This window comes from Candidatus Neomarinimicrobiota bacterium, from assembly GCA_021157965.1.
Lineage (GTDB): Bacteria > Fidelibacterota > Fidelibacteria > Fidelibacterales > Fidelibacteraceae > Fidelibacter.
In genome coordinates, this window is record JAGGVO010000049.1 from 1 (window position 1) to 21,881 (window position 21,881).

Annotated in this window: 20 protein-coding genes and 3 tRNA genes; 13 read left to right on the forward strand and 10 right to left on the reverse strand. The window is 44.0% G+C overall.

Annotated elements, in window-relative coordinates; genetic code table 11:
* The first annotated feature begins 86 nt into the window (after positions 1–86).
* Positions 87–1,118 (forward strand): tyrosine-type recombinase/integrase, encoded by a 1,032-nt coding sequence (locus tag J7K63_08140; protein ID MCD6234990.1) that lies wholly within the window; start codon positions 87–89, stop codon positions 1,116–1,118.
* A 417-nt stretch (positions 1,119–1,535) separates the two neighbouring features.
* Here the strand turns inward: J7K63_08140 and J7K63_08145 are convergent.
* From J7K63_08145 to J7K63_08155, 3 genes are all read right to left on the reverse strand, one after another.
* Positions 1,536–1,609 (reverse strand) — tRNA-Arg (locus J7K63_08145).
* 29 nt (positions 1,610–1,638) lie between these two features.
* Positions 1,639–1,713: transfer RNA gene (locus J7K63_08150), tRNA-Pro, on the reverse strand.
* 75 nt (positions 1,714–1,788) lie between these two features.
* A tRNA-His gene (locus J7K63_08155) sits at positions 1,789–1,861 on the reverse strand.
* Between the two features lie 122 nt (positions 1,862–1,983).
* Here J7K63_08155 and J7K63_08160 point away from each other — a divergent pair.
* Entirely contained in the window at positions 1,984–3,030 is a 1,047-nt protein-coding gene (locus J7K63_08160; protein ID MCD6234991.1) for a trypsin-like peptidase domain-containing protein, read from the forward strand.
* Here the strand turns inward: J7K63_08160 and J7K63_08165 are convergent, their stop codons facing one another.
* From J7K63_08165 to J7K63_08190, 6 genes are all read right to left on the reverse strand, one after another.
* Positions 3,031–3,906 carry a rhomboid family intramembrane serine protease gene (locus J7K63_08165; protein MCD6234992.1) on the reverse strand — a complete coding sequence of 292 codons (876 nt, stop codon included), beginning with the start codon at positions 3,904–3,906 and terminating at the stop codon, positions 3,031–3,033. It abuts the gene before it with no gap.
* Positions 3,906–4,670 carry an alpha/beta fold hydrolase gene (locus J7K63_08170; protein ID MCD6234993.1) on the reverse strand — a complete coding sequence of 255 codons (765 nt, stop codon included), beginning with the start codon at positions 4,668–4,670 and terminating at the stop codon, positions 3,906–3,908. Before J7K63_08170 ends, J7K63_08165 begins: the two co-directional genes overlap by 1 nt.
* 40 nt (positions 4,671–4,710) lie before the next feature.
* On the reverse strand, positions 4,711–5,457 hold the full coding sequence (recO, locus tag J7K63_08175) for a DNA repair protein RecO (GenBank protein ID MCD6234994.1): 747 nt from the start codon (positions 5,455–5,457) through the stop codon (positions 4,711–4,713).
* Positions 5,458–5,540: 83 nt separating this feature from the next.
* Positions 5,541–6,971: a proline--tRNA ligase gene (locus J7K63_08180; protein ID MCD6234995.1), complete on the reverse strand. Its 1,431-nt coding sequence runs from the start codon at positions 6,969–6,971 to the stop codon at positions 5,541–5,543.
* Positions 6,968–7,678: a PhoU domain-containing protein gene (locus J7K63_08185; protein ID MCD6234996.1), complete on the reverse strand. Its 711-nt coding sequence runs from the start codon at positions 7,676–7,678 to the stop codon at positions 6,968–6,970. The genes J7K63_08180 and J7K63_08185 overlap by 4 nt, the downstream gene beginning before the upstream one ends.
* A gap of 143 nt (positions 7,679–7,821) precedes the next feature.
* Positions 7,822–8,136: a winged helix-turn-helix transcriptional regulator gene (locus J7K63_08190; protein MCD6234997.1), complete on the reverse strand. Its 315-nt coding sequence runs from the start codon at positions 8,134–8,136 to the stop codon at positions 7,822–7,824.
* A 285-nt stretch (positions 8,137–8,421) separates the two neighbouring features.
* Here J7K63_08190 and J7K63_08195 point away from each other — a divergent pair, with 285 nt between their 5' ends.
* The 11 genes from J7K63_08195 to J7K63_08245 all read left to right on the forward strand — a co-directional run bounded on the left by J7K63_08195 (position 8,422) and on the right by J7K63_08245 (position 20,767).
* Positions 8,422–8,802 (forward strand): Hpt domain-containing protein, encoded by a 381-nt coding sequence (locus J7K63_08195; GenBank protein MCD6234998.1) that lies wholly within the window; start codon positions 8,422–8,424, stop codon positions 8,800–8,802.
* Positions 8,799–9,176, forward strand: coding sequence for a response regulator (locus tag J7K63_08200; protein ID MCD6234999.1), 378 nt, complete (start codon positions 8,799–8,801; stop codon positions 9,174–9,176). Before J7K63_08195 ends, J7K63_08200 begins: the two co-directional genes overlap by 4 nt.
* A gap of 110 nt (positions 9,177–9,286) precedes the next feature.
* A complete protein-coding gene (locus tag J7K63_08205; protein MCD6235000.1) occupies positions 9,287–11,269 on the forward strand; it encodes a PAS domain S-box protein in 1,983 nt (660 codons plus the stop codon).
* An 11-nt stretch (positions 11,270–11,280) separates the two neighbouring features.
* Positions 11,281–12,798 carry a response regulator gene (locus J7K63_08210; GenBank protein ID MCD6235001.1) on the forward strand — a complete coding sequence of 506 codons (1,518 nt, stop codon included), beginning with the start codon at positions 11,281–11,283 and terminating at the stop codon, positions 12,796–12,798.
* The gene (locus tag J7K63_08215; GenBank protein MCD6235002.1) at positions 12,795–13,139 is read left to right on the forward strand and encodes a response regulator transcription factor; all 345 of its coding nucleotides are present in this window, start codon (positions 12,795–12,797) and stop codon (positions 13,137–13,139) included. Before J7K63_08210 ends, J7K63_08215 begins: the two co-directional genes overlap by 4 nt.
* Position 13,140: 1 nt before the next feature.
* Positions 13,141–14,214, forward strand: coding sequence for a hypothetical protein (locus J7K63_08220; GenBank protein ID MCD6235003.1), 1,074 nt, complete (start codon positions 13,141–13,143; stop codon positions 14,212–14,214).
* Positions 14,215–15,648, forward strand: a complete 1,434-nt coding sequence (locus tag J7K63_08225; protein MCD6235004.1) for a glycosyltransferase family 2 protein — start codon at positions 14,215–14,217, stop codon at positions 15,646–15,648.
* Positions 15,645–16,964 (forward strand): YaiO family outer membrane beta-barrel protein, encoded by a 1,320-nt coding sequence (locus tag J7K63_08230; GenBank protein MCD6235005.1) that lies wholly within the window; start codon positions 15,645–15,647, stop codon positions 16,962–16,964. The genes J7K63_08225 and J7K63_08230 overlap by 4 nt, the downstream gene beginning before the upstream one ends.
* Positions 16,942–18,165: a hypothetical protein gene (locus tag J7K63_08235; GenBank protein MCD6235006.1), complete on the forward strand. Its 1,224-nt coding sequence runs from the start codon at positions 16,942–16,944 to the stop codon at positions 18,163–18,165. Before J7K63_08230 ends, J7K63_08235 begins: the two co-directional genes overlap by 23 nt.
* Positions 18,166–18,198: 33 nt before the next feature.
* Positions 18,199–19,164 (forward strand): DUF1722 domain-containing protein, encoded by a 966-nt coding sequence (locus J7K63_08240; protein ID MCD6235007.1) that lies wholly within the window; start codon positions 18,199–18,201, stop codon positions 19,162–19,164.
* Positions 19,165–19,180: 16 nt separating this feature from the next.
* Positions 19,181–20,767, forward strand: a complete 1,587-nt coding sequence (locus tag J7K63_08245; protein MCD6235008.1) for a transporter — start codon at positions 19,181–19,183, stop codon at positions 20,765–20,767.
* Positions 20,768–20,867: 100 nt separating this feature from the next.
* Here the strand turns inward: J7K63_08245 and galE are convergent, their stop codons facing one another.
* Positions 20,868–21,875, reverse strand: coding sequence for a UDP-glucose 4-epimerase GalE (gene galE, locus J7K63_08250; GenBank protein ID MCD6235009.1), 1,008 nt, complete (start codon positions 21,873–21,875; stop codon positions 20,868–20,870).
* Positions 21,876–21,881 lie beyond the last annotated feature (6 nt).

A 21,881-nucleotide genomic window follows, 5' to 3' on the forward strand; every position in this document is an offset into this window, starting at 1 on the left:
GGAGGGAAGAGGATGAAGATGAAAACAGGTGATCCCGACAATCGGATCCCAACAACCCATGAACCCAAACCGGAAAGGAGATAGAGATGGCCTACATGCGAAAAGTCAAGAACAGATATTATGGATATTATAAAGGGTATGATAACAAGTATCACTCCGTGCCTTTACAAACATCCTCACAATCACTGGCAAAACAGCGTTTGAAAAATGTTGAGCAATTGGAATATGAGATCAAGATTGGAATTACAGAAGATCCCTCAAGTGATAAGTTACTTTACAAGGTACTCACACTTGAAAAGACCGTCTCCATGTTTTTGACTGATCAGAAAAACAAGATCCGGAAAACAACCTGGCAACGCTACAAAGAATCACTGGACGAACTCATACGAGTCTTTGGTCCTGGGAAAGATATAAGAACTTTCCGAAAAGCAGATAACGCTATCCTTGTTGATCGTTTTATCAGTGATACAAAATTGGATATGAAGTTTGGCAAAGAGGTGTCACGATTTACACCATCAACAGTCAATATCATGCTGGGTGCAATTCGGCGGTTTTTCAACTGGTCCTATGAACAGGAGCTAATTGACAAACTGCCATTCAAGATTAAGCTTCTAAAAATTGATAAATCCCATCCTAAATTCATGACTGATGAGGAAGTGTCAAAACTATTGGAGCACGCTGATGAAAAACCCCATGTCCGGGATGTCTTCCTAATTCATATGAATACCGGAATGCGTCTGGGAGAACTGAAGAATTCTACACTGCTTCCTGATCGAAAACACCTGAAAATCATCAACACCAAGGGACATCAGGATCGAATTATTCCAATTGATCCTGACCTTGTGGAGGTGTATGAACAGGTAAAGGAAAGGAATTTGTCAAAGTATTATATTACGCATGAGTTTAAACGAATAGTTCGCAAGGCCGGGCTTTCAGAAGAGTTCACATTTCATTCTTTACGTCATACTTTTGCAGTGCGTCACTGGCTCCGGCATTCAGATATCTATCTGACAAAACAGATACTGGGGCATTCATCGGTGACAGTGACAGAAATGTATACACGGATTCCCATGAGCTATCTGAAAAATGTGATTAATATACGTAATAATAGGTCCTGATCTTTACTCAAAATGGGTGTTTTTAAGGGCATGATTATAGTAAAGTTACCGATATGTTACCGAATTTCAAATTCCATAACATATTAGTAATACTTATAACACACTGATTATTAGCAAATTATAGATGAATTTTGTGCCTTTAAATTCAGGTGTTGATTTTCGTTATAGAATAATAAATATCATTGTATTACAGATCACTTTTAGATAGACAAAATATAAAGCACCTGCTCTAAGTGCCTGTATACTAATAAATTACAATCATCAATAGACTCTAAAAAAGTTACCGATATGTTACCGAAAATCTTAATGGAAAGGGGGTAAAATTGAGCAAAAACAGGCCTTTTTCAAACGTAAATTACTGTCCCTTTAGAGGGCTTATAGTGTTGTAAGTGCTTGATTATCAGGCGGTTAACTTTGTACCCCGAGCAGGATTCGAACCTGCGACCTACGGTTTAGAAGACCGTTGCTCTATCCAGTTGAGCTATCGGGGCCTGTGTCGGGACAATCTTCATATAAATTGTCGGGGCGAGAAGATTTGAACTTCCGACTTCCTGCTCCCAAAGCAGGCGCGCTAACCGGGCTGCGCTACGCCCCGAATAACTCATGACTCAGAACTCAAATTCATCACTCAGATTCAGAATTTAGAATTTAGAATTCTGAATTCTCTTTGGGTGAATGATGGGATTTGAACCCACGACCACTTGGGCCACAACCAAGCGCTCTGCCAACTGAGCTACATCCACCATGTTCAAAAAGCTAAGTATTTTACACAATCAGTCCTTTTAAGTCAATATCAATTCATCTGTCATTTCCGTTTCAAAACCCTTCTGAAGACCTTATTTTTATATACTAACCGGGAGTTATCATGCGACGGATTTCCCCCCTGGTCTTGTCCACAGTCATTCTGCCAGTCCTGCTGACAATTTTTGCTTGCACGCGGGTTGTTTATGATGAAGAACTTTTTGTTATGCCTGACGGCAGGTATGACAGCGAATTCCCCCATAAAAACGGATCCGATGAATTGGCGGATATCCTCGAATCTGTCAAAATGATTAATTCCATTGCCTATTACGTAGGATATAATTTTTCTGAAATATCCGCTGTCAGAGAGATCAGCGAATCCGCCTTATCCAAAGCCAACCATGTTTTTTATTTTAATGAAACATCGGCCGGTACGGCTACCATTATCTATAATTACGGAAATCGCCTGGCTCTGTTGACCTGTGAACATATTGTGACTTTTCCTGATACGATTATTACTTATTATGAAGATTCTGACAGAATCAGAACCGTTTCTTTTTTAAAGCGGCAGACAAATTATGTGAATGGCATTCCCGACGGTTCGGATTTGAAAGTGATTATCAGCGATAAAAATCATGATCTGGCCCTGATAGGGAGGGAAAGGGAGTCTAAAGCTTACCTGCCTGTTTTTTCCTATCCCCTGGGCGAGGCAAAGAAACTTGAATGGGGGTCCTTTGTCTATCTTTTGGGCTATCCCAAAGGGAATAAAATGATAACGCGGGGTATTGTCAGCAGCCCAAACCGGAATAAAAAAGATTATTCATTTCTGGTGGATGCCCTCTTCAATAAAGGATTCAGTGGCGGACTCATTCTGGCTTTGAAAGACGGGATTCCAAATTTTGAACTGGTGGGCATTGCCAAATCCGTCTCGGCGGATTATAATTTTGTTCTGACACCTGAAAAAAATTATACCCGGAATGAAATGGAAATGGATTTACCCTATACCGGTGATCTTTTTGTGGAAGAGCGCAGCACTATCAGCTATGGGATTACCAATACCACGTCAATCGAAAGTATCCGGCACTTTCTCACTGCAAACCGATTAAAGCTGGAAGAATTAGGATACGAATTCTCATACTTCTTTAAATCCGTCATATCCAATCACCAATAATCAATTTTTTCGATGGTCTTTTTTACTTAAACGGCTGCTGGCCTCAAGGAGTGTCTTTTTTTCCTCAGCCGTTAACCCTTCATATCCTGTTTTGCTTATTTTATCCAGGATTCGGTCCAGTTCTTTACGGTCATCAGATCGGGTATCAGTTCCCTTTTGGCCAGTTCTGTTATATTTAAACTGATTGATTTTCTGTCGGATTTTATTCAGCGCTTTATCAATATTCTGGTTTTTCAAATCTTTCCGGTAGGATCTGTACCGCCTGAATGTGCCCATCCTCCTCAGGTAGATATACCCTATCAGCATACCGGAAAGGTGGGTGAAATGGGCAATGCCATCCTGCCAACCAATGGAAATGGTTGAAAAAAATTCAATCAGGCCGAAAATTATTACAAAATACTTCATTCTGATGGGGACGGGCAGGGGAAATATAAAAGCCTCTCTGTCCGGAAAACGGAGTCCGTATGCCAGTAATATACCATAAATCGCTCCGGATGCCCCAATAACCGGGATCGTCGAGTGAAACTGAAACAGGATGGTGACTAAACCGGCGCCGGTGCCGGTGACGAAATAGTATTTTAAAAATTGCTTCCGGCCCCAGTTCATCTCCAGCTCAGTCCCGAACATCCACAAGGCAAGCATGTTCAAGGCCAGGTGTGCCAGATTGCCATGAAGGAATATATACGTAACAGGCTGCCACAGATGTAATCGGCCCCAGAAATCAGCAGGGACTATCCCGAAGTTGAAAATGAAAAATTGACGGAAAGAAGGTGAACTGAGTGCCTGAAAGAAAAAGATGGCAACACTGATGAGGATGATTTTTTTTATGCCGCTCGTCATGTGGCGACCGGGACCAAATTGAACGCGTCTGTACATTATATTCCCTGTTTCTCCTGGTTTAGGTTTTGATGTATGAAATGAATGCTTTTTTCAATGATTTTATCCTGATCGGGGCCCGCTACAACCCGATGATGACTTTTTTCCAACAGGTGTGTTTCCACGTAATGACTTCCGATATTGTTTTTGAGATAATCCAGATTTTCCGGGGGTGTCAGGGTATCTTTTTGACCGTGACAGGCCAAGACGGGCGCATGAATGTTTTGAAGTCGTCGCCTGACCCGATGACTCAGACGAAGTACTTCGCAAAATCCCAATGCAGGCCACATTTCGTAACCCTGAAGACGTTGAGGATCTTCTTTATCAAATATCTCATCCAGCGGAATGAGCGGACGTGTATCCTCTGCAATCATCTGTCGCAAATGTTGCGAACGGGTAAATTTCAAGGCGGTGGAAAGAAGAATTATTCCCGAAAGAGTCCGCCCGGATGCCAGCTCAAGAGCCAGGAGTGACCCCAGTGAGTATCCCATGACAAATACATGGGTATGTTGCTTTTTGAGGTGTATAAATGTTTTATCTACCGTGTTAATCCATTGCTCCATGGTGGCGGAATTAATTTCTTCAACCGTCCCGCCGTGTCCCGGAAGGAGGGGAGCTTCAATGGCAATGTCCTCTTTATGAATATGCCGGGCAATCCGCTTCAGAACAATGGGATTTCCCGTAAAACCGTGAAGAATAAGCAGGGCAGCTTGTTTCCCGGGTAAGGAATAGGTGAGTTCTTCTTTTTTCCAGCTTCGTTGCATGTTCCCCTTTTTCTGTTAGTGCTTAATGTCCTTGGTAAAGTCACAAAAGACTTTCCACGGCTTTTTTTGTATTTAAAAATTCTGTCCTTTCATAGTGCACCGCCAGGAGTTTCCATATCCATCGTGTGAAAGTAACGGCTCCTTGCCGGTTTATGCGGATGGCACTGCTTTTCTCCGGAGGATTTTCCGCTAAAAAGGTCAGGATTTCCCGAAGTTTTGAATCCAGTGTGAGTCCGTGTACCTCGGAATGTCCGGCACAGTTTTCGCAATAGAGCCCGCCACTGTCCGGAATGAGTACGGCATTTGTCAGTTTTCCATGGCATCCGGTGCAATATTCCGGATCAGGCCACACGCCGTGGATTTTTAAGAAATGTACGATAAACCACCAATGAATCTTTTCCCCGGAAATTTCCGGATGATTCATAGCCCTTAAGCCGATATACAACAACCGCAGGGTGTCGATATCCTCATGAGGTTCAGTTGTTTTATCCACAATCTCCAGAATCATGGAACCGTAAACGATTTTTTCTGTGTCCTGAGTGATTTCGTGAAAATATTCAATACGGGATACCGATCGGAGAAAGGGGAGATACCGGCTGTAGGCTGTTTCAAAATCCACGACAGAGAAGGGAGTCAATAAACCGAAAAATGCACTTCCGGGTTTCCGGGCACCCTTGGCGATACAGATTATGCGCCCTGAATCCTTTGCAAAAAGGCGGACTTTCAGACTGGTTTCTCCGCTTTTTTCGGTTTTGAGGACAATGCCTCTGTCCTTGACGAGTTTCATGACAGAAGTTAGTCGTTTTGCAGGATAAAAAAAACCCCGATGAAAAAACCAGGGTTTTAAGCGTTTTTATTTTTGGGATTGATTTAGTATGATTTCGCGAAAATGACTTGTTCTGTGCTCGGCTTCCCGGTTATAACGCAGGGACCGGATTCTCTGGTTTTTTCAAAGAGGATGCAACGGATGGTTGCCTTGGTTTCCTCCTGAATCCGGTTTTCCATTTCGCTGTCTCCGGCCCAGAAGGTCCGTGCAAACCCACCTTTTTCTATGACCTCTTTCAGTTCATCGTAAGTTGTGACATCCGTCGTGTTTTTTTCGCGGAAAGCTAAACGGCTGTTATAGATGGATTGCTGAATATTCTCCAGGGTTTCTCCACAGGAAAGGATAAAAGCATCGATTTTAAGGAAGGTCTTTTCGCCTGTATCCCGGCGGACACGCATCACGCCGTTTTTGTCGGCATCTTTAGGGCCGATCTCCACCCGGAGTGGGACACCCTTCATTTCCCAGTCGTTGAATTTGAAACCGGGGGAAACAGTCTCCCGGTTGTCGGTATGATATCGGACACCCTGTTTTTTGAGAGCCTTTTCCAGGGTATTAACCAGTCCCATGACTTTTTCTTTGTCTTCCGGTTTTCTATAGATCGGTACGATGACAATTTGATAAGGCGCTATCCGGGGTGGAAGAACCAGTCCCTGATCATCACCATGAGCCATAATGACGGCTCCCACCAGGCGTGTACTTACGCCCCAGCTTGATGCGTAAACATATTCCATCACATTATCTTCGGATTGAAATTTTACATCAAATGCCTTGGCAAAATTCTGTCCCAGATAATGACTGGTTCCGGCCTGCAAAGCCCGTTTATCACCCATCATGGCTTCAATGGTATATGTGTTAACAGCTCCGGCAAATTTTTCATTTTCTGTTTTTCGTCCCACGTGGACCGGCAGGGCAAGGATTTCTTCGCACAATTGACGGTAGACATCGATCATCCGGTGAGCCTCTTCTTCTGCTTCTTCACCTGTGGCATGGGCCGTATGACCTTCCTGCCAGAGAAATTCTGTGGTTCTCAGGAAAAGCCGTGTGCGCATTTCCCAACGGACTACATTTGCCCACTGGTTGATAAGCAAAGGGAGATCCCGGTAGCTGTTAATCCATTTCTTATACATGGACCAGATAATGGTTTCCGATGTGGGGCGAATGACCAGAGGTTCTTCCAGTTTCTTTCCACCGCCATGTGTAACCACGGCCAGCTCCGGTGCAAAACCTTCTACATGCTCTGCCTCTTTTTTTAAAAAACTCTCAGGAATCAACATGGGAAAATATGCATTTACATGACCTGTCTCTTTGAATCGCTTATCTAAAAAATCCCGGATTTGTTCCCACAGGGCATATCCATAAGGACGGATGACCATACAACCCTTAACAGGGGAGTAATCGGCTAATTCTGCTTTTTGAACGACATCTGTATACCACTTTGCGTAATCTTTTGAACGGGGGGTGACTCCCTTACTCATAATATCTTATCCTTGTCCTTATAATTGTATCCGATTTTTTTAAAAGGGTTTACCATCAGACTGGCAACATTCCGCTGGTTTGCATCAATCCGTTTCAGGTAACGGAGGTACAGGGCCGCTGAAACCATATTCTGTGGCGGTAATTCGGAATAATTGCCCTTTAAAATGTTGATCACTGTTTCATTAATCCGGAATGATACGTCTTCCTTGTACTCGCTCATGATCCGTTTGCTGATTTCCAGGTTATCATTTTTAACGGCTTCAAGCAGTTCGTCAAAATGACGGAAAACAATGTTTTCAAGTGTCGTAACGGTTTCTTCCAGATTTCCATAATTCACGGTGCCGCTGGCAGCCATGGCCAGATCGGCGATATTCTTGCAGTTGTCACCAATCCGTTCAAGGCCGTTGATGACCGTGATTATCCCCAGAGCCTGGGAAATCTCATATTTGGATATATCCGAAATAATCAGATGGGTTAACACATCCTCCCGGATCTTCTGCTGCATGGCATTGATTTCTTTGTCCACTGCCAGAAGATTGTTGAATTGTTCATCCTGATATTCAATCCGGAGGAGATGATGGGCATCCCTGAACATGTCCTTATCCGTTTGAATCATATTGATGACAAGACTCCATGCGTCTTTCAGCAATCCGGCTTTAAATAACCTTTCACGGAGAATGGACCACAAACTTTCTTTTTTCTCCATCTGTCAAATCCTTCTGTTTTTTATATCCTGCAAAAATATATTTTTTATGGGTCAATATCAAATGAATGCGAATAAAAAAAGCTGTCGCACTTCATTTTCTTCAATGAGAGAGGACAGCTTTTGAGAGTATAAAAAGTAAGCTGCTATTTCTTTGATTTCAGAACGGCGTTTGTGACATACTTGAGATTCTGAACCGTCGGATCATCAGTCAAAGAATAATAGTGCCAGCGTCCTTCTTTACGGTATTGAACGATCTGACGTTTGAGCATTTTCCGCAGGTAAATTGAAGTGATAGTCTGTTCTTCGTTAATCTTCTTCTGAATTTCAGCAACGGAGTGTTCTCCCTTCTGAAGTGTCAGAAGGATTTTCAGCATAATGGGGTGTCCCAAAGTTTTCAGGACAAGAGCCGCTCGTTCAATACTGTCTCCCGGAGGGATTAATTCTGCTTTTCGTGCCATATTTTTTCCTTTCCTTTTATGTTATCGGTTTTGCAAAATATACTTGCTTTAATTCGTACAATTTTAAATTATTGTTTATTATCTTAAATATCAACAAAAAAAAAAATATGAATATCTACACATTGCAAACTGTTTTTCCATGTACCTTTATAAGGGATATTTTAAAATATGTTTCAACCTGTTTTCAGAATACAATATACCGGACGATCATAAAATGTAAAATAGTATCCAAACTTGTTTCTCTGACAGATTTAGCCTACATTTCCAATATATATGGGAAAGAAAATGACTGAATCCCATCCCAAAACAGCACCGCTTGTATCACGCCTGAAAGAAAGGGTCGGACTTCAGGAAGAGCGTCTGAAAATGCTTTATTCACTGGGCGGAGAGGACATTCTGAAAAAGATCCTTCATACAGCGCTGGATAATATGATCCATCGGGGCGACGGCCTGGATAAATCCCTTGATGAGAAGGACTGGGATACGGTGCATAAGTTGGCTCATTCTATTAAATCTTCTGCAGGCAATATCGGAGCACTGGATGTGATGACATTAGCCCGAATTGTTGAAGAGACGGACCTCCCTGACCCAAAAAAGGTCCGTGAACTCCGGGATAAAATCCGTATCTTACACAAGCAAATCAAAAAGAGTATGGATATATCATGAACCGGAAGAAAATTGTTTTGATTGAGGATAATGCCGACAATCGTCTGTTAACCCAGGCTATCCTGGAACCGGAGTTTCAGGTGGAATGTTTTGAGGATGGAATGACGGCACTTGACAAGATTGAAATATCCGCACCGGATTTGATCCTGCTGGATATTTCCCTTCCCGGTATGGATGGGATAGAGGTATTAAAAAATATCCGAAACATACAAAGCTTAAAAAATACCCCCGTCATTGCCCTGACAGCTCATGCTCTGCCCGGTGATAAGGAAAATTTTCTACGCCAGGGATTCAATGATTACATTACCAAACCGATTATTGATGATAACATCCTGTTTGAAACTATCAACAAGTGGATTCCTCCAGGTGAATGAACAATCCAGGGTCACATAGAGGGATTTTTTTCAGATACTTGATCCCCATTTTGGTCTTTATTCTGATTTTTTTCCTCCTGGAAAGCCTATTTTGGTTTTTTTCCCGTGTTATGGATCTGGATGATATTTTCTGGAGCCGTGCCCTTTACCTGCAAAAATCCGTCCTTGTGCTAAATTTATTTGTAGCACTCATTTTTTCATTTATTACCGGATTCATCATCTACCGGATTCAGGTTTTAAAATACAAACTTTCCGAAGCCGGACATGAGCAGGAAGGACTCTTTGATAAAATCCCATTTCAGGTTATGGTTAAAGATGACAAAGGGATCATTGTACGGGTCAATCAGGCTGTTTTGGATTTTTACGGACTGGATCCGCAGGATATCCTTGGTAAAAAAGAAGAGGAGGCTTTTCCAGGTCTTAAAGCCTGGTATTTTGAAAATAACGAGTATGTGTATCACAAACAGATCGCAAAGCGTGGCATCCTGGAAACCCGGATTATCCCGGATGGCCATGAGAAAATCGTCAAGACGGACCGCATCCCCTGTTTTAATAAAAAAGGTGATTTTCAGGGAGTGATGGTGTTTGGTGAAGATGTGACATCGGATGTGGAAACGGCGCATCAGATCCGGGAAACCAGTTCCCGCCTGGAAAAAATCATCGAAAGCCTGCAGGAAGGGGTGATCCTGAGTACACCGGAGGGACACTTTGAAATCTACAATTCCCAGATGCGGGATATTACAGGTTATACCCGGGAACAGGCAAACCGGACCCGGAATTTCATCAATTTGCTCTATCCCGATCCCAACCAGCGTCAGATTGTTATCGATGCCATAGAGAATATGAAAAAAACGGGCCGCTCCCATGAAACCATTACGGAAATTGTCACCCGGGACCGCCAGCATAAACTTATCCTGGTTTCGTCGGTGCTGGTGACCTTTAATGATAAAATCCGTTTTTTAAGCACTTACCGGGATGTGACCGATGTTTTTCATACCCAGGAACAGGTCAACCTGTTCAGCCGGGCCGTGGAACAGGGTGCCAGCTCGGTGTTGATTGCAGACAGAAATGGGTATATCCAGTATTCAAACTCCAAATTCAGTGAAATCTCGGGATTTGACAGGGATGATATTGTAGGACAGAGTATCGGTTTTCATTTTATCCGGTCTTCTCCAAATGGCATGTATGATGATATGGTGCAACACATGAACGATGGAGAGGAATGGCAGGGAGAATTTAAATGTCAGAGAAAAAACGGGGATGTGTACTGGAATGATATCAATATATCCCCCATCGTTGATTCATCCGGTGAAATCACCCATTTCATCATCATTGAAAATGATATCACCGAACGGCGGCGGATGATTGAAATGTTGAAAAATGCCCGGGATATTTCTGAATCGGCAAATCGTGCGAAAACCGAATTTCTGGCCAATATGAGTCATGAACTCCGGACGCCTCTCAATTCTATCATCGGCTTCACGAATATCCTCCTGAAAAATGAAAAAAAGCATTTTGACGAACGGGATGTGATGTTTTTGGATCGCATTCGTCAAAACGGCATTCAACTGCTCAATATCCTCTCGGATATTCTGCAAATCAGTATGGTGGAATCAGGGAAAATCACGACCCGGTTTGTGCAGACAGATTTGCAGGAGTTATTCAAAGAGATTCTAAGCACTTATGGTGAAAATGCCCGTAAAAAGGGGCTGGATTTCAATGTTTTCATGCCTGAGCAAATTCAGCCATTTAAGTCCGATCCGGAAAAGCTCAAATCCATCGTGGACAATTTGTTATCCAATGCCGTGAAATTCACGGAAAAGGGGAGTGTTTCCATCACCATTAATGTAAATCCGAATACAGGTGAACCGGCTGAACTCATCATCGCCGATACGGGTCCCGGCATTCCCCAGGAAAGGCATGAATCTATTTTTAAGGCCTTTGAACAGGTGGATTATTCCAAATCCCGGAAATACGGAGGGACGGGACTTGGTCTTGCCCTTGCCAATTCTTATGCCGAACTGATGAACTACCGGTTGCTGATGGACAGCCGGGTTGATGAAGGGACCGCCTTTACGATCCGCTTTTATTAATTAGGGTTTATATGGAAAATTTGAAAAAAATATACATCCGTAACCTGCCTTCCCGGATTGATTCTTTGAAAACACAGGTGAATGGCTTGGAAAAAGGCAGCGAAGGAGCTGGCGAATCCATCCGCAGACTGGCCCATTCCCTTTACGGTTCCGGAGCAACATACGGATTCCCCCGGGTTTCCGAAGTTGCCCGGAATGTAGAAGTGTGTCCGGATGGGGAACTTCTAAAAAAAAGCCGTGAACTGATTCATGTCCTGGAAGATTTGGTGCTTGACTACGAAAAAACACCTCAGACACTCCTGATTATTGATGATGACCCCGATATCGTGTTGATTCTTAAAATGACCCTGGCAAGGATATTTGATAAAATTGACGAGGCGGAAACCTTTGAAAAGGCCCAATTGCTTTTGCAGCAGCAGGATTATTCCCTGATTCTTCTGGATCTGGTTTTGCCGGACAGGGATGGACGGGAAATTCTGGTGAATATGAGGAAAAGTCCGTACATGAAAAGGGTCCCGATTCTGGTGATGTCTGCCCTGACGGATTTCAAGCATAAACAGGAATGCTATGCCCTGGGTGCCGATGGATTTATTCAAAAACCTTTTATGCCGGAAGATGTGATACTGACGGTTCAGACAATCCTCAATCAGTATGAATCATCCAGTGATGCACCCCTTTCGGACAAGACAAAAGCCCTCCATGAAAGGGAGTTGCAGTCCTTTTACCAGAAAACACATGCCCTTATGCAAATGACCCGGAGCCATGCCACGCTGGTAAAAATTGCCATAGATGATCTTCAGACATATCGGCTCCATTTCGGCCGGGACATAGAAGAAAAAATTGTAACCAAAGCCCGGGATATTATCAATGATCATCTGAGAGATTCGGATTATCTTTTCCGGCATGGTGACGGCTCTTTTTCTATAATCCTCCCGAATACGAGCCTGGACGATGCATCCCTGATTGTAGAACGGATGCTCTTTTATATACGGGAAATCGGGAAAAAAGATATCCAGTTTTTCATGTCCGCCGGTCTTGTCGATCTTGGGGATGTAAAAAGTTATGAAGAAGCCACAACGACCGTGAATGCCCTTTTGGCCCGGGCGCAAAATGAAGGAGGGAACCGAATGGTTCTCCAATTCAAATCCGAATCCCTCAAAAATAAAATCATGCTGGCTGAAGATGACCGATTGATGGCAAACATCATTATTCACAATCTGAAAAAAGCCGGACTTGAGGTGGATTATTTCAGTGATGGTGCCCTGGCGCTGGAAGGGGCAGAAAACCATGATTACGCATTAATTATCACAGATATCAAAATGCCGGTTATAGACGGATTCGAATTATTGCGTCGTGTCAGAATGCTGCCCGGGAAAACCCATACGCCGGTACTGATTTTGACATCCATGGGGAACGAAGATGATATTGTGCGTGCTTTTGATTTGGGAGCCGATGATTATCTTCTGAAGCCTTTTTCACCTAAAGAATTGATTGCCCGGGTTAACCGGATGCTTCGTGGGCTCTTATGAGAATTTTTGTCTGTGAGGATGATCCGGATATGCAGTTTCTTCTCTCATATATCCTGAAGAAAGCAGGCCATTTGCCCGTCATTATCCCCGACAAAAAAAGCCTTTTTAACCGGTCTTCACCGGAAACAGACCTGATACTCATGGATCTCCGGTTCGGGGATGATTATGGCCTTGATGTCCTCAAGTCCTGGACGTATGAATGTCCGGTTATTTTGATAACAGGAGTGCAAAATCCCGATCTTCAAGGACAGGGAAACGCATTAGGAATCATTGATATCATCAGGAAGCCTTTTAATCCTGTTGAATTAATCACTTATTTTAAATCCTTGAGCCTGAAATGATATGATTCGATATTACTGGCACATATTCATAACCATGTCCCGTCAGGACCAGATTCTGTTTGTCCTGACTCTTTCCATTCTGTTGCTTCTCATTTTCGTCATTTTTCTGGCTTTTTCCACTTTTTATCTTCGGGCGAAGAACAATCGGAAATCCAGAAAATATTACCGGCTTGAGCGTATTTGGGAACCTCTTTTATTGGAGATTCTCAGTGAAGAGAGGGCCCCTGAATCGATTAAGTCTTATGTGCATCCGGATGATATCTGGCAATTTCTGACATATCTGAGCCGTTATATTGCCCGGGTGGATGGTGAAGCCAGACAACGGCTTATTGAAGCCGGGCAGCCTTATGTGAAGAGAATTTTAAACAAACTGCATAGCTGGAGAGTTGAAAAAAGGGCGGAAGTCATCAGTTTGCTTCAGCGTATGGACCCGGATCAGTACGATCCGGCATTTAAAAAAGCGTTGAAAGACAGATCTTTTTTAGTCAACATGGTCGCTGCCCGTGCTCTGGCCCGAAAGGGACAAGTAGAGAACGGCGAGGCTATTTTAAAGCATTTGAATCGCTTTGAGATATGGTCTGTGAATTTACTTTCTTCGTTCATTGCACAGGTGGGGAACGGACTTAGTCCGGCCTTGCGGGCGCTGATGACAGACCGGAACAAACCTGCCTGGCAAAGAACCGTGGCAATTGAAACGCTTCACAAACTGTACGATTTTAAGGCAGGGGATTATGCCAATGTGATTTGTACTCCTGACGAAAACAGGGAAGTTGTAGCAGCGTATTTGAGATTGTTACGGGTCATCGGTGAGGAAAAACACATCCCCTATATAAAACAGGTCTGTGAACGGAATGATCCCGTCTTATTGGCCAATGGCATCCGGATTCTGGTCAACCTGGAAAAAGAAAAATTCCCGACCTGCCTTTATAAAGCCATGGACCACCCTTCCATCTGGGTTGTAATCAATGCAGCCTGGGGATTGAAAGAATCAGGCAAACTGGATGTCCTCAGGCATTATGCCTATTCAGACCACCCACGGGCTGAACTGGCCAGACAGGTTTTGATGGAGGCCTAAATGATTGATATACCCCGTCTGTTTCTGGATTTTTTCAACCATGTGGTTCTTGCTTACTTTTTTATTTTGAATACGGTATATCTTATTTTAAACAGTATTTCTTTTATATCCCTTCGCAGATATGCCCGGAGTATGCGGGTTTTACAGGTGGATGAATTGATCAACATTGCCGGGGCTCTGCCTATTACCCTTATTGCTCCGGCATATAATGAAGGTTCAACCATTGTTGAATCCACACGATCCCTGCTGGCTCTGAAATATCCGGACTTTGAAATTATTACTGTTAATGACGGGTCTAAGGATGATACCTTAAAACATGTCATCGAGAATTTCGACATGATCCAGGTTTCCAGAGCTCCTATTGCTTCCCTGAAAACCGCCGAAGTCAAAGCGGTTTACAGAAGCCGGAAACATTATAATCTTTGGCTGATTGACAAGGAAAACGGCGGGAAGGCCGATGCCCTCAATTGTGGCTTGAATTATGCCAGAACACCCCTCTTTTGTGCTATAGATTCGGACAGTCTGCTTGAACGGGATTCCCTGACACGTATCGTACGGCCCTTTTTGGAAAATAAAGAAACCATTGCTGCCGGAGGAATTATCCGGATTGCCAATGGCTGTGATGTACGGGGAGGCGAAGTAAAAAATATCAAACTCCCGAAAAATCAACTGGCTCGTTTTCAGGTGATGGAATATTTAAGAGCTTTTCTGGCGGGACGCATGGGGTGGGATACTATTAAACTAACTTTTATTATATCCGGTGCCTTCGGGATTTTCAAACGGGGCATTGCCATTGCTGCCGGGGGATATCACACTCAAACTGTCGGTGAAGATATGGAACTGGTAGTTCGTCTTCATCGCTATTGTATTGAAAATAGCATTCCCTATCACATTACCTTTATTCCCGATCCTGTCGCCTGGACCGAGTGTCCTGAATCTATGAAAATATTGGGACGGCAGAGAGATCGCTGGCAACGGGGATTGATAGAAGTCCTGTTCCGCCACAAAAAAATGTTGATGAATCCCCGATACGGCCGGATCGGAATGCTGGCTTATCCCTATTTCTTTTTTCTGGAAATGTGCGGTCCCCTGGTTGAAGTCCCGGGGTATCTCCTCTTCCTCATCTCATGGGCAACGGGAAATTTGTCCACCATGTATGTCTCCGCTTTTTTCATTCTGGCCTTTATTTTTGGAGTAAATCTGAGCATTTTTGCCGTGGGACTCGAAGAGCTTACATTCAAACGCTACGGGCGATTCAGGGATCTGCTGAATTTGTTTTGGCTGGCTGTTATTGAGAATTTTGGATATCGCCAGCTTACCACCTATTGGCGTGCCCGGGGAACCTGGTCTTTTTTCCGTAAAGTCAAATCGTGGGGAGCCATGGAACGAAAAGGATTCCAAACCATCGAAGCAGACAGGAATAAAAAGTCATGAAAAATCATCTTATGTATAAATTGAACTCACTACTTATCACTTTCCCGAAATCCATTCCCAATGATCTTAAACCCTCAATCTCAACCTTAACCTTAACCTTAACCTTATTCTTAATCCCAACCTTTTCCCTCGCCCAGGATTTTCCTCCCGAAAGTCGTGAATTAAAGGGATTGGTTTATCAGGAGCTTTTTAGCAATGCCCGGGAAGCCATCCGGAATGACAGTCTGCCACAAGCGGAAAAGATTCTCAATTTTCTTCTGGAAAATTTCCCCGGAGATGCAGATGGCCAACTTATGCGGGGACGGGTTTTGGCGTGGCAGGGGAAATACATAGATGCCGAGAAGGATCTTCTGGAGGTGACCCGGAATACACCGGAATATACAGATGCCTGGTATGCCCTAACGGATCTCTATTTTTGGACGGACAGGCTGGATAAAGCTAAAAAAAGTTGCGAAATGTGCCTGAAACAAGAACCGGATACACCGGGATTTTATATCAAATATGCACGGATTTTAATCGGACTTCGGCTGTATCCCAAAGCAAGACAGGCTTTGTTAAAAGGACTGGAACTGGGAGCTGATCCCCTGGATGTAAATCCGTTCCTGGATGAAATCAACCGGATTCAGAATCCGTTGACCTGGGAAGGCGGTGTTGCCCTGGACTACCAAACATTCTCAACTGAAAAATCAGACTGGTTTGGAATGATTCAGAATGTTAAACGGGATTTTAAAAATCAAACACTGATGGTTGAAGCCGGACAATATTGGCGCTATGACAGGACAGATCAGCAGCTAAGTGGCGAAATCTATGCAGATGTCTGGCAGAATGCTTTCTGGAACGTCCGGTTTTCTGCTGCTTTTCAACAAGTTTTCCTTCCGGATTTCGATATCTACAGTGAACTGTACCAGGGATTTGCCGGGAAATGGGAGGGTGCTGTAGCATACAGGATGATGAATTTTCCAGATGATGATATTCATATTCCTGCTCTGGCTGTGGCACTTTATCAGGGATCTTATTATTTTAGATATAAATTTAACTATATTATTGATAATCCCAACAACAAAGTATTTCACTATTTTTCAGCCCGGTATTACTATGGGAGTGTCGATGATTATGTTGAATTCTCCTATGGATATGGACGGGATCTGGATCAGATATCTCAGGAAATTCCGGTAGACGATTCTCATGTTTTAACGTTGAAAGGCCAACATTTGCTTCATCGCCAATGGATTTTCCAATGGATGATCAACCACCAGTATAATCCCAACGAAGAAAATCAGAGAGGAGGACGGATTGGACTCTTCTTTAGGTGGTAAGATAAAAAAAGAATCGGATGACGGGGATCATACCCGTTTATCCACCCGGGAGAAAAAGGGGCATCAAAAGCGAAGTGTTGGACTCATTTTATTTTTTCTCTTGCCATTCTGGATGTTTCTTCTGTGGTTCTTTTCACCTTGTGTGGAGAAGTCTGTCTTTATCATGGATAAAACTGTTCCCAATCAGAATTTTCAGGAACACAAAGCTTTCTTCTGGGTTTTAAGGTATTTAAAATGGGTCAAACCGGATGATTCTTTTTACAACCCGTCTGATGATTATTATGGTTTTTTCCCCGTTGAGCCGGGATTGTCCTATTTTGTAGATGATCTGGAACATGTGAATTCTCAGGACCTTGAACTGCTGGCTGATTCTGTGGATATGGCGGTTTTTCTGGATGGATACGGTGTGTACCGTCAGGATTGGTGGGGAAGAAGAGACGGGGATGAGATTTCCAGGTTATATGGAGGTATCAGCCTTCAGGATATCCGCTTTTTAGAACTCTTACAGTCCCAAGGGAAACCTGCCATGGCAGAATTCAGTTTTTTGGGATCACCGACACCTTACGATGTCCGCCGGCGTATAGAAAAGAGTTTCAACTTAAAATCCACGGGATGGACCGGCCGGTATTTTGATGACCTGGACATTCTCAATACGGATATTCCCCGGTGGATTTTTGAAACATATCAGGAACAATATGATACCATTTGGGAGTTGAAAGGCCCCGGGACGATCCTGGTGCATGAAAACGGTACCATCCTTATCTTGCAGGCTGAAAAACATTTACGCACTTATTGGCCGGTGGTAAGTACAGATAAGGCATGGCAAAAAAAGCTCCGTGTGCCGGATGAAATCCGTTATCCTTTTTGGTTTGAGATTATTGCCGCCGGACCTGAATACACCATGATTTCTGAATTTTATCTGGATGTTACCGAGGCCGGAGATTCCCTTTTATCATTACACAATGTGCCGAATGCGTTTCCTGCCACACTTATCCGCCGTGAACCTTCGCCCTTTCTTTATTATGCCGGCGATTTTTCCGATACCAGAGTCAATCTGAGAACCGCCCATCTTTGGGGTATCCAATATTTCAGATCTCTTTTTTATAATGAAGGTGAGCCTTTGGACAGGGATAAATTCTTTTGGGATTATTATATTAATGTGACGAAAGGGTTTTTAAGAGGGGATGTTTGGGGCAGATGATAGGAAGGAGGGTTATGAAAGAAGGAGATTTCCATGTCAGATGAATGCAGGCCCCGGATTTTACTGAGTCGATGTATTGAATATGAGCACTGCCGGTTTAACGGGGGGATTGTCTCAAGCCGGGAAATTAAAAATTTGAAACCTTTTGTCAAGTTTATTACGGTATGTCCTGAAGAGGCGGTTGGTCTCAGTGTACCCCGGGAAGCCATCCGGATGATCAGAAAAAAAGGGGAAAGACATCTGATCTGGAGTCTCTCCGGAAAAGATATTACACAGGATATGAAGGATTACACGGAACGATATTTGAAAGATTTGGAGGATATTGACGGAGCCGTGTTGAAAAGCCGTTCTCCCACATGTGGAATTAAGGATGTAAAAGTCTATCCTTCTGCGGGGAAAGTGGCTGCATTGGGAGAAAAAACAACGGGTTTGTTCGGCGGGGCCGTAGCAGGATTTTTTCAGGATATTCCTGTTGAAGATGAGGTACGACTGACCAATCTCAGGATTCGTGAACACTTTTATACCCGAATTTTTACCCATAAGCGCTTTGCTGATCTGAAAAAAACCCCAACCATGGCCAAATTGGTCGATTTTCACACACGACATAGATACTTATTTATGATATACAGTCAAAAGGAGTGGCGGAATGCCGACAGGGTTGTTGCCCGTCACAGTAATAAAACATTGGGAACTGCCCTTGAGGCCTATAAAGCTGTGCTTAACAAAATTTTCCTGAAACCTCCCAGACGATCCTCTGTGATCAATGTCATCATGCATATCATGGGTTATTTTTCAAATCAACTCTCTTCGGAAGAGAAAGCATTTTTCTTTGATCAGCTTGAAATCTACCGTGAGGGAAAAATACCGATGAGCAACCTTATTTTGATTCTCCGTTCCTGGATTGTCCGTTTCAATAATGATTATCTGAAAAAGCAGATTTTTTTTGAACCCTATCCCCGGGACCTGATTTCTATATCAGATTCTGGAAAAACAGAGTAAATCAAAGGAGTAACCCGTGCTGGAAAATCCTGTTTTTCTCCTATTTGTTATTATTACCCTTGGATATTTTCTGGGCATGATCCGATTCGGTTCTTTTAGTCTGGAGGCATCCGGGATTGTCATTGTTGCCATGATATTTGGTCATTTTGGATACATGGTGCCCGATGCTTTTCGAACCATGGGACTTACGCTATTTTTATACACGATTGGACTCCAGGCCGGTCCGGGATTTATTGAATCCTTTAAAAAAAGTGGTCGGCAGTTCACAACACTGGCACTGATCACCGTTGGATCAGCCGGAATATTAACCCTGATTCTGGGGCACATTTTTAGAATAAGTCCTGAGCTGTCTATTGGCCTGTTTGCCGGAGCTCTCACATCCACGCCCGGACTGGCTGCCGCAACGGAAGCATCCGGAAGTCCTATGGCTTCCCTTGGATACGGTGTGGCATATCCTGTGGGGGTCATCGGTACGATTCTGACCCTGCGCATGATGCCCCGTCTTTTCAGAATATCAATCGCTGACGCCGAAAAGGCAGTTAATCTTGATAAGGTGGATATTCACCGGCAGATGGAATGGCGCATCCTCAGGGTGACAAATGAGAATGTCCGGAAGATGACCATCAAGGACTTAAATCTGGATAAGCATTATGGTGTCACGATCTCCCGGATTTTACGGGATGGAGAATCGTTGGTACCGGCACAGGATATACAACTGGAAATAGATGATAAAGTCCGCCTTGTGGGTCCACGGGAAGGACTGGATAAGGCGGTTCTTCTTCTGGGTGAAGAGGTACATGATGTTGAAATTCCCCTGCCTGCAAACCGGACGGTCCTCCGGGTTCTGGTCAATAATCCGGAATACGTGGGAAAACAGCTGGGAGATCATCATCTGGAGGAAAGGTTCAATGTGATCGTCACCCGGGTCCGCCGGAGTGGCATCGATTTACCGCCAACACCTGAACGCAGACTCCAGATGGGAGATATCCTCCAATTGGTAGGGGATGCCCAAACTCTGGAAATGCTGTCGGAACGGATGGGCGCCAACCTGAAGAATATGCTGAAGTATGAAATTGTTCCCGTCTCTTTGGGGATTGTTCTGGGTATACTTGTGGGAAGCCTTCATATCGGCCCGGAAAACGGGCTCACGATTTCGCCGGGATTGAGCGGCGGAATTATTCTCACCTCTCTTTTTCTTGGTTATAAGGGCGTTACCGGCCCGGTAACCTGGGTTGTGACCGGCCATACAAATCGGCTTTTGAGAGATTTTGGATTGGTCTTTTTTCTGTCGTCAGTGGGCACAGAAGCAGGAGCCGGACTGGTGAATACGATACAGGATCAGGGGGTTATCCTCCTATTAATGGCCTTATTTATCACGATTCTCCCCATGCTGATTACGGCATTGGCCGGACTCAAACTCTTTAAACTTAACCTGTTGACCGTCCTGGGAACTATCACCGGTGGTATGACCAATACACCGGGGCTGGGTGTGGTGAATAAAATGAGCGATTCAGACGCCGTAAATGCTTCATACGCCGCCGTTTATCCCTTTGCCCTGGTATTAATGATTGTGTTTGCACACCTGCTGATTAAAATTTGGTAATGATTTTGAGTGTAGAGTGGAGTGTTGTAAAGGCGGGTTTCAGCCTGCTATAACTCATTACTCAAAACTACAGTTCAATATTCATCACTCTCAACTTTTCTTAATATCCGTCAGGATTTTTCATCTGCCACCGCCAGGTATCCGCGGTCATATCCTCCAGTGTTTTTTCCGCTTTCCACCCAAGTTCTTTCAGCGCAAGAGAGGGGTCTGCATAGCAACGGACGATATCACCGGGGCGGCGTTTGGTGATACGGTAAGGAATAGACTTTCCGCTGGCTTTTTCAAAGGCTTTAATCATTTCAAGTACACTGTATCCCCGGCCTGTACCCAGATTGTATGTAAAAACTCCCGGATCCTGGCGGATTTTTTTTAATGCCTGAAGGTGTCCCTTTGCCAGATCCACCACGTGAATATAATCCCGGACGCCGGTTCCGTCCGGTGTAGGGTAGTCGTTGCCGAAAACCCGGAGTTCTTTCAGTTTTCCTACAGCGACCTGGGCAATATAGGGCATCAGGTTGTTTGGAATTCCTTTCGGATCTTCACCGATGAGTCCGCTGGGATGAGCACCGACGGGATTAAAGTACCGAAGCAGGGCAATTCTCCAGGCAGGATCGGAAATTTGCAGATCCCGGAGTATTTCTTCAATCATCAGTTTGGTCCGCCCGTACGGATTGGTTGCATGCAAAGGGAAATCCTCCCGGATCGGCACACTTGCCGGATCGCCATAGACTGTGGCCGAAGAGCTGAAGACAATAGATTTAACGCCGTGTTCAATCATGACCCGGCATAAGGTGAGAGTTCCGTTGATGTTATTTTCATAATAGAGGAGGGGCTTTTCCACTGATTCCCCCACAGCCTTGAGACCGGCAAAATGGATAACACTTCCGATGGCATGCTTTTGGAAGACTCTTGACAAAGACACATTATCCCGTAAATCAACAGGGTAAAAGACAAGTTTTTTCCCGGTTATTTTTTCCACCCGGGCAAGGGATTCCTGTTTGCTGTTTGAGAGGTTATCCACGACGATAACGTCATAGTTTTTGTCGAGGAGTTCAACACAGGTGTGGCTTCCGATATATCCGGCCCCGCCGGTGACGAGTACTTGCATGGATCG

What these genes read in the sequence shown, in the direction of transcription:
- J7K63_08140 (MCD6234990.1), top strand. Translation starts at nt 87, where the DNA reads ATGGCCTACATGCGAAAAGTCAAGAACAGATATTATGGATATTATAAA.
- J7K63_08160 (MCD6234991.1), top strand. Translation starts at nt 1,984, where the DNA reads ATGCGACGGATTTCCCCCCTGGTCTTGTCCACAGTCATTCTGCCAGTC.
- J7K63_08165 (MCD6234992.1), bottom strand. Translation starts at nt 3,906, where the DNA reads ATGTACAGACGCGTTCAATTTGGTCCCGGTCGCCACATGACGAGCGGC.
- J7K63_08170 (MCD6234993.1), bottom strand. Translation starts at nt 4,670, where the DNA reads ATGCAACGAAGCTGGAAAAAAGAAGAACTCACCTATTCCTTACCCGGG.
- recO (MCD6234994.1), bottom strand. Translation starts at nt 5,457, where the DNA reads ATGAAACTCGTCAAGGACAGAGGCATTGTCCTCAAAACCGAAAAAAGC.
- J7K63_08180 (MCD6234995.1), bottom strand. Translation starts at nt 6,971, where the DNA reads ATGAGTAAGGGAGTCACCCCCCGTTCAAAAGATTACGCAAAGTGGTAT.
- J7K63_08185 (MCD6234996.1), bottom strand. Translation starts at nt 7,678, where the DNA reads ATGGAGAAAAAAGAAAGTTTGTGGTCCATTCTCCGTGAAAGGTTATTT.
- J7K63_08190 (MCD6234997.1), bottom strand. Translation starts at nt 8,136, where the DNA reads ATGGCACGAAAAGCAGAATTAATCCCTCCGGGAGACAGTATTGAACGA.
- J7K63_08195 (MCD6234998.1), top strand. Translation starts at nt 8,422, where the DNA reads ATGACTGAATCCCATCCCAAAACAGCACCGCTTGTATCACGCCTGAAA.
- J7K63_08200 (MCD6234999.1), top strand. Translation starts at nt 8,799, where the DNA reads ATGAACCGGAAGAAAATTGTTTTGATTGAGGATAATGCCGACAATCGT.
- J7K63_08205 (MCD6235000.1), top strand. Translation starts at nt 9,287, where the DNA reads ATGGATCTGGATGATATTTTCTGGAGCCGTGCCCTTTACCTGCAAAAA.
- J7K63_08210 (MCD6235001.1), top strand. Translation starts at nt 11,281, where the DNA reads ATGGAAAATTTGAAAAAAATATACATCCGTAACCTGCCTTCCCGGATT.
- J7K63_08215 (MCD6235002.1), top strand. Translation starts at nt 12,795, where the DNA reads ATGAGAATTTTTGTCTGTGAGGATGATCCGGATATGCAGTTTCTTCTC.
- J7K63_08220 (MCD6235003.1), top strand. Translation starts at nt 13,141, where the DNA reads ATGATTCGATATTACTGGCACATATTCATAACCATGTCCCGTCAGGAC.
- J7K63_08225 (MCD6235004.1), top strand. Translation starts at nt 14,215, where the DNA reads ATGATTGATATACCCCGTCTGTTTCTGGATTTTTTCAACCATGTGGTT.
- J7K63_08230 (MCD6235005.1), top strand. Translation starts at nt 15,645, where the DNA reads ATGAAAAATCATCTTATGTATAAATTGAACTCACTACTTATCACTTTC.
- J7K63_08240 (MCD6235007.1), top strand. Translation starts at nt 18,199, where the DNA reads ATGTCAGATGAATGCAGGCCCCGGATTTTACTGAGTCGATGTATTGAA.
- galE (MCD6235009.1), bottom strand. Translation starts at nt 21,875, where the DNA reads ATGCAAGTACTCGTCACCGGCGGGGCCGGATATATCGGAAGCCACACC.